Source organism: Vibrio splendidus (assembly GCF_003345295.1).
In the GTDB taxonomy this organism is placed as follows: Bacteria; Pseudomonadota; Gammaproteobacteria; order Enterobacterales; family Vibrionaceae; genus Vibrio; species Vibrio splendidus_K.
Window position 1 is genome coordinate 3,122,330 of the sequence record NZ_CP031055.1, and the last position, 13,365, is coordinate 3,135,694.

12 protein-coding genes are annotated in these 13,365 nt (G+C 46.0%); 9 read left to right on the forward strand and 3 right to left on the reverse strand.

The window, feature by feature from the left end; genetic code table 11:
• Nucleotides 1-231 precede the first annotated feature (231 nt).
• Both DUN60_RS13990 and recQ read right to left on the reverse strand, forming a co-directional pair.
• Entirely contained in the window at nt 232-543 is a 312-nt protein-coding gene (locus tag DUN60_RS13990; RefSeq protein ID WP_009848192.1) for a DUF3630 family protein, read from the reverse strand.
• A 72-nt stretch (nt 544-615) separates the two neighbouring features.
• Complete coding sequence (gene recQ, locus DUN60_RS13995) at nt 616-2,454, reverse strand: ATP-dependent DNA helicase RecQ (RefSeq protein WP_065606632.1); 1,839 nt, start codon at nt 2,452-2,454, stop codon at nt 616-618.
• 179 nt (nt 2,455-2,633) lie between these two features.
• Here recQ and rarD point away from each other — a divergent pair, with 179 nt between their 5' ends.
• The 5 genes from rarD to tpx all read left to right on the forward strand — a co-directional run bounded on the left by rarD (nt 2,634) and on the right by tpx (nt 8,316).
• Nucleotides 2,634-3,542: an EamA family transporter RarD gene (rarD, locus tag DUN60_RS14000; protein WP_009848190.1), complete on the forward strand. Its 909-nt coding sequence runs from the start codon at nt 2,634-2,636 to the stop codon at nt 3,540-3,542.
• 86 nt (nt 3,543-3,628) lie between these two features.
• Complete coding sequence (locus tag DUN60_RS14005; RefSeq protein WP_114634121.1) at nt 3,629-4,423, forward strand: helix-turn-helix transcriptional regulator; 795 nt, start codon at nt 3,629-3,631, stop codon at nt 4,421-4,423.
• Between the two features lie 99 nt (nt 4,424-4,522).
• Complete coding sequence (locus DUN60_RS14010; protein ID WP_114634122.1) at nt 4,523-5,185, forward strand: LysE family translocator; 663 nt, start codon at nt 4,523-4,525, stop codon at nt 5,183-5,185.
• A gap of 91 nt (nt 5,186-5,276) precedes the next feature.
• Nucleotides 5,277-7,034, forward strand: a complete 1,758-nt coding sequence (ggt, locus tag DUN60_RS14015) for a gamma-glutamyltransferase (protein ID WP_114634123.1) — start codon at nt 5,277-5,279, stop codon at nt 7,032-7,034.
• A 784-nt stretch (nt 7,035-7,818) separates the two neighbouring features.
• A complete protein-coding gene (tpx, locus tag DUN60_RS14025; protein WP_050635162.1) occupies nt 7,819-8,316 on the forward strand; it encodes a thiol peroxidase in 498 nt (165 codons plus the stop codon).
• 168 nt (nt 8,317-8,484) lie between these two features.
• Here tpx and uvrD read toward each other — a convergent pair whose 3' ends face one another.
• Nucleotides 8,485-10,659 carry a DNA helicase II gene (gene uvrD, locus DUN60_RS14030; protein ID WP_017077758.1) on the reverse strand — a complete coding sequence of 725 codons (2,175 nt, stop codon included), beginning with the start codon at nt 10,657-10,659 and terminating at the stop codon, nt 8,485-8,487.
• Nucleotides 10,660-10,923: 264 nt separating this feature from the next.
• Here uvrD and DUN60_RS14035 point away from each other — a divergent pair, with 264 nt between their 5' ends.
• The 4 genes from DUN60_RS14035 (at nt 10,924) to DUN60_RS14050 (ending at nt 13,333) form a co-directional block, all read left to right on the forward strand.
• Entirely contained in the window at nt 10,924-11,184 is a 261-nt protein-coding gene (locus tag DUN60_RS14035; protein ID WP_004736650.1) for a BufA1 family periplasmic bufferin-type metallophore, read from the forward strand.
• A 64-nt stretch (nt 11,185-11,248) separates the two neighbouring features.
• On the forward strand, nt 11,249-12,109 hold the full coding sequence (bufB, locus tag DUN60_RS14040; RefSeq protein WP_114634124.1) for an MNIO family bufferin maturase: 861 nt from the start codon (nt 11,249-11,251) through the stop codon (nt 12,107-12,109).
• Nucleotides 12,106-12,873 carry an HvfC/BufC N-terminal domain-containing protein gene (locus DUN60_RS14045; RefSeq protein ID WP_054548408.1) on the forward strand — a complete coding sequence of 256 codons (768 nt, stop codon included), beginning with the start codon at nt 12,106-12,108 and terminating at the stop codon, nt 12,871-12,873. Before bufB ends, DUN60_RS14045 begins: the two co-directional genes overlap by 4 nt.
• Before the next feature lies 1 nt (nt 12,874).
• Entirely contained in the window at nt 12,875-13,333 is a 459-nt protein-coding gene (locus DUN60_RS14050) for a DoxX family protein (RefSeq protein ID WP_017085662.1), read from the forward strand.
• Nucleotides 13,334-13,365 lie beyond the last annotated feature (32 nt).

Genomic DNA, 13,365 nt, shown 5'->3' on the forward strand with positions numbered 1-13,365 from the left:
GGTTTGGGGGTGAGGGAACCCAAATCGAGTCATTTCTTCGAATAATCCAAGAAAGCTCTTACCAATAATGTGAATTAAAAATGTTTCTATAATTTGCTCTATTGAGCGGCGGGCGATTATACATTAATCAATATTGGCTGCAATGGTGAGAACAAACGCAAACGTTTATCCTCACTTTTATTGATGAATGACGTTAGAAACCATGCTTGAAGTTAGAAGCCGTGCTAAAAGTTAGAAGCCGCGCTTGAAAAGCGTCGCGAGATAATCGAACTCTTCTCGGCTTTCTTCAGCGTTTAACGACTCAAACCAAATTGATTCGCTGTAATGCTCAGACTTTAAAAACATTCGACAATCTTCAAAATCAATCAACCAAGAGTGCATATCGGCGTCCCATTGTTTTTCAACAACAGACGCTGACAGTAACGCCACCAGCTTTTCACCTAACACTTCGTAAGAATCAAAATCAAAACTTGGAGACGTAATCAATAAACGCCCTTCCTCAGCCAAATACTCTCTTAAGCCAAATTCTGTTGGTGTTGTCATGTCCCTATCAACCTTATTCTTTTTCTATGAGCTAATCGTTTTTATAAGCTAAACACTTCTGAAAACTAGCAATTAGCCGTGTGTAGTGATGTGTTCTTGAATCAAATCTAAGAATGGATCAGCGTACTTATCGAGTTTGCGTTGACCGACACCATTCACTGCCAGCATCTCGCCATAAGATGTGGGTAGGATTTCAGCCATATCAATCAGCGTCGCGTCACTGAATACCACATAAGGTGGTAAGCCATCTTCATCTGCAATCGACTTACGCAGCTTTCGCAGTTTCGCAAACAGCTTCTTATCGTAGTTCTTACTGCTCAGTTTATCGGACTTCGCATTACGCACCGCGGTATCTAAACGAGGTACAGCCAACTCCAAAGACATCTCACCACGCAGTAACGGACGTGCTTCTTCGGTTAACTGTAACGTCGAGTTACGAGTGATGTTCTGGAACAACAAGCCTTTGTGAATTAACTGACGGAAGATACTGATCCAGTAATCATGACTGTGGTCACGGCCAATACCGTAGGTAGACAGCTTATCGTGGCCATTATCGCGCACACGGATATTCTGCATGCCACGCATCACTTCAACCACATAGCCCATACCAAACGACTGATTCACACGGTACACACAAGACAACGCCTTCTGCGCTTCTTGGGTCGCATCAAAATGCTTAGGTGGGTCGAGACAGATATCGCAGTTGCCACATTGCTTCTCACGATATTCACCAAAGTAGTTAAGCAGAACCTGACGGCGACAGGTTTGTGCTTCAGCAAAGGCACTCATCGCGTTCAGCTTGTGCATCTCAACTTGTTTTTGCGGGCCTTCTTCTTTCTCATCCAACATACGACGCAGCCAACCCATATCAGCAGGGTCAAACAGCATCATGGCTTCAGCAGGCAAGCCATCACGACCCGCACGGCCAGTCTCTTGATAGTAAGACTCAATGTTGCGTGGAATATCAAAGTGCACTACAAAGCGAACGTTGGGTTTATTGATACCCATACCAAATGCCACGGTCGCCACAACGATCTGAATATCATCACGTTGGAAAGCTTCTTGAACGTAAGCACGTTCATCGGTGTCCATGCCAGCATGGTAACCCGCGGCGCGAATACCGTTATTGCACAGCTTCTCGGTCACCATTTCCACTTTCTTACGGCTACCACAATAGATGATGCCGCAATTGCCTTTCTGTGTTTCTAGGTAGCGAACCACCTGAGACACGGGCTTGTGCTTCTCAACCAAGTTATAGCGAATATTAGGGCGATCGAAGCTGCCTAAATGCGTATGCGGATCCACCAACTGCAAACGCGAGATAATATCTTTACGCGTCGCATCATCGGCAGTTGCCGTTAGCGCCATGTAAGGTACATGTGGGAAATACTGTTTAAGCTGACCTAATGATGCATATTCAGGGCGGAAATCGTGTCCCCACTGAGAGATACAGTGCGCTTCATCGACCGCAATCATCGAAAGCGGTAAGCCTTGTAGACGCTCGATAAAGTCACGCATCAACACGCGCTCTGGCGAGACATACACCATTTTCAGCTGACCTGAGTTCATACGATTAAAGACCGAGATCAGATTCTCACGCGGCATTGACGAGTTAATGCACTCTGCCGCGACACCGTTAGCTTTCAGCTGATCAACCTGGTCTTTCATCAACGAAATCAGCGGTGAGATAACCAGAGTCAGCCCTTCACGAACCAAAGCCGGGATTTGGTAACACAGAGATTTACCGCCACCGGTTGGCATAATCACCAAGCTGTCTTTGCCCTCAACGGCCAAATCAATGACCTCTTGCTGACCATCGCGAAAGCTTTGATAGCCGAACACATCTTGCAAGATGGTTTGCGCATCATTCGCGGGAGTTGGTATTTGCTCAGCAATCAGAGTGGCGGTCATTATGGTTCCTAATCGAGGTATGAAATCAGCAAGCATCTTCGGCAAGCAAGTCGCACATTGTAGAGGGGAACGCTGGCGAATTAAACCGCAAATTGTTAGGTGAAAAGGGTTATCGCTCCTATACTGACCAACTCTCTTATAAATCTTATTAATAAGCACTCAGTGCTAGAGAAAGATGCATGACACAGGAAGAACAACAACGTACGCGCCAGGGAGTTTTGCTTGCCGTCGGCGCCTACACCATGTGGGGAATCGCCCCTATATATTTCAAATCTTTAAGTGACGTTTCCCCGTTAGAGATCCTTAGCCACCGTGTAGTATGGTCCTTTTTCCTACTCGCTTTCTTACTGCACATTGGCCGCAGCTGGCGTAAAGTCCGCGACACCTTGACCTCGAAACCAAAAATGCTCTATTTGGTGGCGACGTCTATTTTGGTGGGCGCTAACTGGCTTATTTTTATTTGGGCGGTGAATTCCAATCACATGCTTGATGCCAGCTTGGGGTATTACATCAACCCACTGATTAACGTGTTGCTCGGGATGCTCTTCCTCGGCGAACGCTTACGTAAGCTGCAATGGTTTGCAGTGGCTCTTGCTGCTATTGGCGTATTAATCCAATTAATTGCCTTCGGTTCAGTGCCGATCGTCGCCATTGCCCTAGCCTTTAGCTTCGGTTTTTATGGCTTACTGCGTAAAAAGGTGAGCTTAGAAGCGCAAACCGGTTTGTTCATTGAGACTCTGGTTATGTTGCCTCTCGCAGCAACGTACCTACTGTTTATTGCTGATAGCCCAACCTCAGACTTCTCAATGAACCCGATGCAACTCAATCTGTTACTGGTTGCTGCTGGTGTTATTACCACCATTCCACTGCTGTGCTTTACTGGCGCTGCAACACGCTTGAAGCTATCGACCCTCGGTTTCTTCCAGTACATTGGACCAAGCTTAATGTTCTTGTTAGCGGTGCTGATTTATGGCGAAGCGTTTACCAGTGACAAAGCGATTACCTTCGCCTTTATTTGGGGAGCGTTGGTGATATTCAGCTTTGACGGTCTGCGTAACAACAGAAAGAACAAACGCGCTAAGCAGTAACACTGATCGTTTTTTACAAGACAATCCCTTAATACGAAGATAAGCTTGGTTGAATTGATGACTATTTGACCAAGCTTTTTTGTACCATGGATAAAGTCCACTATTACTCCACCCCAACAGAAGATATCAGCCTGATCCAAGCTCAATACCAAGAGTTTGCCTTTCAGCGCCACTATCATTTGGACTTTCACATTGGTTTAATTACCCAAGGACAGCAGAAATTCGTCTATAAAGGGATGAGCCATAATGTTGGTGCTGGCCAAGTTGTTATCATGCCACCCGATGAGCTGCATGATGGGCACTCCAAACTCGATTCGGGTTATCAAGTCAGTGTGTTTGCCGTGTCTCCCCAATGGTTTCAAGATCTTGCCGATCCCAAGCAAAATGGTCACACATTAGGCTTTTCTGAGTTGATCCTCTCCGATCAAGCTGCATTTTCACAATTGCGCAACTTACACGGCCTATTAATCCATCAAAACATCAGCCAGCTCGCTCAAGATTGCTTACCTTTCGAAGGGTTCTCGACGATTGTCGATCGTTATGCGAAATTTGGATCGAAGAGTGACATCAAACTGGGTAATCAATCGATTGATACGCTAAAAGACTACTTGATGGCGAACTTGGATCAACCAGTGCGATTAGAACAATTGTCTGAGTTGTGTGGTTTAACCACGACTCAATTCCAACGCCATTTTAAAAACAGAATGGGCATTACGCCTTATGCATGGCTGAGCCGTTTACGTATGGAACAGAGCATGCGTCTGATTAAGTCTGGGATATGTGGTACCAAGGTCGCTCACCAAGTAGGCTTTTATGATCAAGCACACTTCTCTAAGGCTTTCAAAACCACGTTCGGCGTACCACCCTCACAAATCAACTAAGTGTTGATAATTTACAATTGCTCGATTTCAAATCACGGTAAGCTACGCTCAATACGATTACTTATTTAAAAATAGCGGCAACGTTATTGAGAACTGACGATGAACGAAGTCACCATACTGATCACCCTAGCCTCTATCCACTTCATCGCTTTGATGAGCCCCGGCCCTGATTTTGCGTTAGTCGTGCAAAATGCGACGCGTCACGGACGCCAGACAGGCTTGTACATTGCGCTTGGTTTATCTTGCGGGATCTTGCTGCACTCATTGCTGAGCCTGACGGGAATCAGTTACCTAGTCCACCAACAACCCACATTATTTGCCATTATCCAACTAGCCGGCGGTAGCTACTTGCTGTACTTAGGCTACGGTGCACTTAAAGCAACCTGGCAAATCATTCAGAACCACAATGATGATGCCGATATCGTCAATTCCAACGATCTGATTCTGACCAATAAACGTCAGGCATTTTCGAAAGGGTTTGCGACCAATATTCTCAACCCAAAGGCTTTGGTGTTCTTTATCAGCTTGATGTCGAGCCTAGTGCCTGCCGACATGTCTCTGTCAGGTAAAGGCTTTGCGCTTATCATCCTATTTGGTCTGTCTCTGTTTTGGTTCTCACTACTGGCGTGGATGCTTTCGACTAAGGCATTGCAAAAGAAACTCAGCGAAGCAACGGTATACATCGATGGCTTATGTGGCGTGGTATTCAGCCTTATTGGCGTGAGTATTCTTTGGCAGTCGCTGTCCGGTTTAATCGCTTAAATTCGAATCAAGATTACAATTCGTTAACAACACTCTGGCTATCTCATCTTTCCACTGCCAATCTAGCTCTGCATATTAAAAGGAGAAGATCATGCAGTGGAAAACAAAACTAACAACCCTCGCCACTTCTACCCTACTTTTTGCCTCTCACGTCAGTTGGGCAAATCAAGCTGCCGATTCCGTCGCACCCGAACAAAGTAGTGGTTTAGAAACCAAACAGCTCATTAAAGCCAACGATTGGATGGTGACCGCGGCCAACCCTCTTGCCACACAAGCCGGTGCTGATGTACTTGCTCGTGGTGGTAACGCGATAGACGCCATGGTTGCTGTGCAGCTTATGCTTGGCTTAGTGGAACCTCAGTCTTCAGGTATTGGTGGCGGCGCGTTCCTTGTTTATTTTGATGGCAAGGACAAGCAACTCAAAACCTACGATGGCCGTGAAACTGCACCACTTGATGCCACACCACGTCTATTCCAAGACGAAAACGGCCAACCGCTTAAATTCTATGATGCCGTGGTTGGCGGTCGTTCTGTTGGCACGCCAGGCACGGTGCAATTACTGTGGGACACTCACCAGAAGTACGGCAAGCTCGAATGGGCATCACTGATTAAGCCTATTGCTCAGCTGGCTGAAGAAGGTTTCACTATCAGCCCACGTTTAGCCACCTTGATTGAGAATGACCAAGAGCGACTAAGCCGCTTTACCACTACCAAAGCCTACTTCTTCAATGCCGATGGCAGCCCGAAAACAGCTGGCACGCAACTTAAGAACCCAGAGTACGCGGCAACGTTAAACGCTATTTCTAAGAACGGTGCTAAGGCCTTTTACCAAGGTGAGATCTCTGCCGACATTATCAATACCGTGCAAACCGCGAAAGGTAACCCGGGCGTATTAGCACAGAAAGACTTCGACGCTTATTCGATCAAGCAGCGCGAGCCGGTTTGTTCCGCTTATGAGAGCTACCAAGTGTGCGGAATGGGTCCACCAAGTTCAGGTGCATTAACGGTTGGGCAGATTTTAGCGATGACCGAGCAGTTTGACCTCAAATCATGGGGACCAAACGACGCGAAATCTTGGCAAGTGTTAGCAGATGCTTCTCGCCTAGCCTTTGCAGACCGTGGTATGTACATGGCGGATCAAGATTATGTGCCAATGCCTACCCAAGGGTTAGTGAATGCTGACTATTTGCAGGAACGCGCTCAGTTAATTACCGCAGGTAAGGCATTGGCAAGCGCACCTTCAGGCACACCGCCGTGGGATCACGCGATGCAGAGAAACCAAGATGTTTCTATTGAATTGCCGTCCACCAGCCACTTCAATATTGTCGATAGCGATGGCAATGTCGTTTCGATGACCACCACCATTGAGAATGCCTTTGGCTCACGCTTGATGGTTAGAGGTTTCCTACTCAACAACGAACTGACGGATTTCTCATTCAAGACCCATAACGATGGTAAGCCTATCGCCAACCGACTTGAACCGGGTAAACGTCCGCGCTCTTCAATGGCACCGACCATCATCATGCAAGACGATAAACCTTACATGGCAATTGGCTCTCCGGGAGGCAGCCGTATCATAGGTTATGTGGCACAAGCGATCATTGCTCATACCCAATGGGACATGGATATTCAGCAAGCCATCAATCAACCACACTTCCTAAACCGCTTCGGTACCTTAGATTTAGAAAAAGGAACATCAGCGGAAAACTTCAAACCTGAGCTAGAAAAGATGGGATTTGAGGTCAACGTTCGCGATCTTAACTCTGGTTTACACGCGATTCGCATCACAAAAGATGGTTTAGAAGGCGCTGCAGACCCTCGTCGTGAAGGTGCAGCCATTGGTCAGTAGGGAATAATCCTCCCTTTTTACTCGCTGCCTTGTGCGAGATCTCTCACAAGGTAGTGAGTAAATATCGATATTTGATGACGAAATTAGTCACCTAGATATCGTAACCAATTGAAATAAAACGATACGTACATTTATCATTCAAATAATTATATAGAAATTCGCTTATGCACCATTGCTGATAAATAAGGAATCGGTAATATGAATGGTGTCGGAAGGATGCTGACACGGAACAGGAAACGCCAAGGACTTGGTTATCTTCAGGATGAAGATTCGATTACTCAGGATGAATAATCGGCATGGATAGCGAAATGGACATTGAATGGACGCAATAGTAACTAGGATGGTTGCTACTAAGGAAAGACAATGGACACCTCTGGACGAGGAAAGGACTGAACATCAGGATGATGTAAAGGACACCGCTCAAGGAACAAGTGACGCGCGCTAACGAGGATTGTTGGCAGATCAGGATAAGATCAAGGACACCGCTAGGAAGGCGACGAAAGGAATACGCTGAAGGATAACAGCACACTATCATGGATTTGATGCATGGAGCACACTTAGTAGCCGGATTGCTGCGAGTAAGACTATAGACCCCGATGAGCGCAAGCTCTCGGGGTTTTTCTTTATCTGTCGTTTCACTTATTCCTCTCTCAAACAAATAAATCAAAGACCTTTAATTACAATTCTGACATTTAAAGCATTCACTTCTTAACCACTTCCGAGTAACGTAAGTCTTACTAGGATCAACTAGTTTCATAACCATAATTAAACTAAGGACAAATTCATGTCACACGTTACCTTCAAAGGCGCTGCTGTACCACTAACAGGCACATTCCCACAAACTGGCGAACAAGCACCAAGCTTTGCACTGACTGCAGGCGACCTTTCTGAACTGACTCTTGCTTCTCTTGAAGGCAAGAAAGTGGTTCTAAACATCTTCCCAAGCATCGACACAGCAACTTGTGCAACGAGCGTACGTACGTTCAACGCAAAAGCAGCAGAACTTGAGAACACGGTTGTTGTTTGTATTTCTGCTGACCTACCGTTTGCTGCGGGTCGCTTCTGCGAACTAGAAGGCATTGAAGGCGTTCAACACGCTTCAACTTTCCGTTCTCCTGCATTCGCATCAGACTACGGCGTAGCGATTGCTGAAGGCCCACTATCAGGCCTAACAACACGCGCAGTTGTCGTTGTTGATGAAAAAGGTGTGGTAACACACAGCGAGTTGGTTGCAGAGATCACTGAAGAACCAAACTACGAAGCGGCACTTGCAGCACTGTAAGTCTCCTTCCTAGGCAGAAATGCCTTAAGCTCGATTCAGCCTATTTAGGCTGAATCGAGCAATAAAAAGAGCAGCCATTGGCTGCTCTTTCTGTTTTTAATGCGGATTACTTTTCAATGCTGAATAGTTTCAGATATCGAACTGTTTTCTACATGCTGAAGTAGCAGATTACAACTGTTCTAAACGAGCATAAGCCGTTACTAACCACTTGATGCCTTCACCGTTAAACGCGACTTGAACTCGGCTCTGCGGGCCACTTCCCTCGAAGTTGATGATAGTGCCTTCACCAAACTTAGGGTGCTTAACGCGAGAACCCAAACTAAATCCTGTTTCGTTAAAGTTCTCTTTCACGGCGGTTTGGCTAAAGCGGCCACTGCTAGCAGGACGACTCACTTGCGCTTTCATACGAACCTCATCCAGACAGGTTTCTGGTAGTTCACGAATAAAGCGTGACGGTTTGTGGTACTTGTCTTGCCCGTACAAGCGACGCATCTCTGCGTAAGTGATGTAAAGCTTCTCCATCGCACGCGTCATGCCTACGTAACACAGGCGACGCTCTTCTTCTAAGCGCCCTGCTTCTTCTGCTGACATCTGGCTTGGGAACATACCTTCTTCCACACCCACCATGAAGACCATTGGGAACTCTAGGCCTTTGGCGCTGTGCAGAGTCATTAACTGAACCGCATCATCAAACTCATCAGCTTGGCCTTCGCCCGCTTCCAAAGCCGCATGAGTTAAGAATGCCGTTAGCATGCTCATTTCATCTGCTTCTTCTGGTTTTTCAAACTGACGCGTTGCCGTTACCAATTCTTCCAAGTTCTCAATACGAGCCTTAGACTTCTCGCCTTTCTCTTGCTCGTACATCGCAAACAAGCCCGACGATTTGATCACGTGGTCGGTTTGCTCATGAAGCCTCAGTTCTATGGTGTCATCTTCAAGCGCATTGATAAGCTCGATAAAGCGGCTCAATGCACCCGCAGCACGGCCTGGAAGCACTTGCTCTTCTATCAGAGCAATACTGGCTTGCCACATAGTTGCACCACGGTCACGCGCCGCAAGACGAATCGTTTCTAACGTTTTATCACCCAAACCACGAGTCGGCGTATTAACGACACGTTCGAATGCCGCATCATTGCTGCGGTTACTCATTAAACGCAGGTAGCTCAAAGCATCTCTGATTTCCTGACGCTCGAAGAATCGCATGCCACCGTAGATTCGGTAAGGCAGACCACCTTGGATAAGCGCTTCTTCAAGCACACGAGATTGGGCGTTATTACGATAAAGCATCGCGGTATCTTCTAACGCACCGCCTTTCTCTTGCCACTCTTTGATTTTGCTAACCGTGAAACGCGCTTCATCTAACTCGTTATAAGCTGAGTAAACTGAGATTGGCTCGCCATCGTTGCCATCAGTCCACAGCTCTTTACCCATACGCTCAGTGTTGTTCGAGATAAGCTCATTCGACGCCTGCAGAATGGTTTTGGTTGAACGGTAGTTTTGTTCAAGTCGAACCGTCGAAGCGCCTGGGAATTCATCCAAGAACTTCTGAATATTTTCGATCTTCGCACCACGCCAGCCATAGATAGATTGGTCATCATCGCCTACGATCATCACGCGACAATCCGGGCCAGCCATCATGCGCAGCCAAGCGTACTGGATGTTGTTGGTATCTTGAAATTCGTCGACAAGAATGTGCTTGAAGCGAGCTTGGTAGTGCTCTCGGATGTGCTTCTTATCGCGTAATAGTTCATGCGATCTCAACAAGATTTCCGCAAAGTCGACCAAGCCAGCACGATCACATGCTTCTTGGTAAGCAGAGTAAATTTTTAACCACGTTTGAGTTATTGGATCATGGTAGGCGTCGATGTGATTTGGGCGTAATCCCTCGTCTTTCTTGCCATTGATCCACCAAGAAGCTTGCTTAGCAGGCCACTGCTTTTCATCAAGGTTTTGCGCCTTGATTAAACGACGTAGCAAACGAATCTGATCATCTGAATCAATGATCTGGAAATCTTCTGGCAGTTTTGCATCGAGGTAGTGAGCACGAAGGATGCGGTGACAAATACCGTGGAAGGTGCCATTCCACATGCCCGACGAGCTACCCATCATCAACTCTTCAATACGACCACGCATCTCTGCTGCCGCTTTGTTGGTGAAGGTAACCGACATGATAGAGAACGGCGATGCTTGCTCTACGCTTTGTAACCAAGCGATACGATGCACCAACACTCGCGTTTTACCACTGCCAGCACCTGCCAGAATAAGTAGGTTTTCTAAAGGTGCTGCGACCGCCTCACGTTGTTTGTCGTTTAGGCCATCGAGTAAAAGCGAAGGATCTATCATTGGATATGCTCACTACTGGGTATTTATACATAAAAGTCGATTATAACCTAAACACTAGGCTGCGTTTAGGATAATAAGAAGAAAAAACAATCAAAAAATAACATCATATAATCAGTAACTTAATAGCTAACACATCATTAATATTGATATTTTTTATAATGCAGTGAAATTATTTCCTAGTTCTTCCTATCCTTTTTAGTAAGCAAGTTAACAACTTATTAACCTGCGATATAAAAATACTATTAAGTCCTAGAGGGAATGACTATGAAAAATTCTAATCTTGCTGTTACAGCTGCAATCACAAGTGTACTAGCGTTCGGCGGTGCAGTTCTTACATCAGCACCTGCGGAAGCAGCAGCAAAAGAGAAATGCTACGGTGTGGCAAAAGCTGGCCAAAATGATTGTGCAACCAAAACAAGTTCATGTGCGGGTACAGCCAAAGAAGACAACCAATCCGATGCATTCGTGGTCGTTCCTAAAGGACTGTGTGGCAAATTATCAGGTGGTAACACTCAATCATCATAATTGAGCTGCTTAGTATGGTGAGCTGACATTCAGCTCACCTCCACTTTCCATTAGGAGAATCGTTGTGACTCAAACTCTTCATCCCAACGCAGGGGTTGGCCTTAGAACACCGCACTTGGACTTCTTTAGCCAAAACCCAGCTTTAGTGAGTTGGTTAGAGGTGCACAGCGAGAACTACTTTTTAGCGAAATCACCGCAACGTCAACAACTGAGAGAGATTCGTCACGCACACAACATAAGTTGTCACGGCGTTGGGTTGTCATTAGGTTCTGTTGAGCGCATCAATCAACATCATCTGATGCAGTTAAAAGACCTGATTGATGATATCGAGCCCTTCTTGGTTTCTGATCATCTCAGCTGGAGTCAGACCGGCGGTCACTACTTCAATGACTTGTTACCGCTGCCTTATACCGAAGAGGCGTTAGAAGTCTTCTGCCGCAATGTCATCGAGGTGCAAGACGGCCTGCAACGCCCTATGCTGATTGAAAACCCATCGAGCTACCTTGCCTTCAAACATTCAACCATCCCAGAGTGGGAATTTTTAGCCGAGGTACAGAAGCGCACCGGGTGTCGACTATTACTCGATTTCAATAATATTTTTGTCTCATCTTTTAATCATGGCTTCAGCTGTGAAGAATACTTAAGTGGAATTCCTGCAGACAAAGTGGAAGAGATTCACTTGGCAGGTTTTACCAAAAAGAAACTCGAACAAGGTGAGATCTGGATAGACACCCATAGCAAGCCTGTCTGTGACGAAGTGTGGCAACTTTACACGCAATGGATAGCACAACATGGTTCGCGCCATACCTTGATAGAGTGGGATTTAGATATCCCAGAGCCACAAATTTTATTGGCTGAAGCGGCCAAAGCCAGTGATATTTTGTATCAACACGACAAGTTCAACCAAAGGAGTCGCGCATCATGAGCCACTCTTTAGCTAATGTGCAATCGGAGTTTGCTAACGCCCTACGCTATCAAAACAATGGTGAGCACTGCGACATAGTGAGCGACCACTTTACCGATGAACAGCGCATACAGATCTACCGTAATAACTTTGTGATTAGCTTGAGCGAAGTACTGGCTGCCATGTATCCACTCACTGAAATGCTGGTTGGTGAAGAATGCTTCCAACAGATGGCTCGTCGACATGTCTTAAGTTATCCATCAACCTCTGGTGATGTCAGTGGTTACGGTGAACACTTTGAACAAACTATCCAAGCCTTTCCTGCTGTTATCGAGGCTGCACCTTATCTCGGTGAAGTGGCTTTGTATGAATGGCAAAAAGATAGCTTGGTGAGATGCGTTTCAGAATCACATGTCGACCAACATCCTCTTTCTCGTTTAGCTGATGTACCGCAAGAACAACAGGGCGCTTTAGTCTTTCATCTCAAAGATTCAATAACGCTCATTAATTCTAGCTATACGATCATCGTGCTTGAGCAAGCTATCTACCAGCAACAACTCGATGGGTTAGACATCAACCAACCTGAATTTGGGGTGTTAATCCGCGCCGAGAATTCACAGGTTGAGAGCCATTGTGTGACAGAAGAATGCCACCAACTATTAACTGAATTGCAATCGGGTCAAACGCTCTCAGCGATAGACCCTTTACTACTACAACATCTGAATACTGTCATGGCACTTAACGTCATCTCAGGCTTTTCAATCAATGCCGAATTGGAGACATAATATGGATAACAACACAGTCACGAACATGATGGCTCAATACGACAGTTTGATTGAGAAATCACAGGCACTTTTTGTTCCCGTACTACTTCTGTTTTGTCGCCTATGGGTGGCGTGGGTCTTCTTTAATTCAGGACTCACCAAGATAGCCACTTGGGATAGCACCCTTTACTTGTTTGAATTGGAATACCAAGTGCCTCTTTTGCCTTGGGAATTGGCCGCTTACATGGGTACCGCAGCTGAATTGATTCTGCCGGTATTCTTAGCGCTTGGCTTGTTAACCCGACCAATGGCTGCAGTGCTGTTCGTTTTCAATATCATGGCCGTCGTGTCATACCCTGTATTGTGGGCACAAGGCTTCTATGATCATCAGCTTTGGGGATTAATGATTCTTATCGTCGTGGTATGGGGAGCAGGACCATTTTCATTGGATAGAATCTTAAAAGCGCAGTTCAAAAGCTAAACCTCTTTTCCATGGTCTTTAAATTTACATAG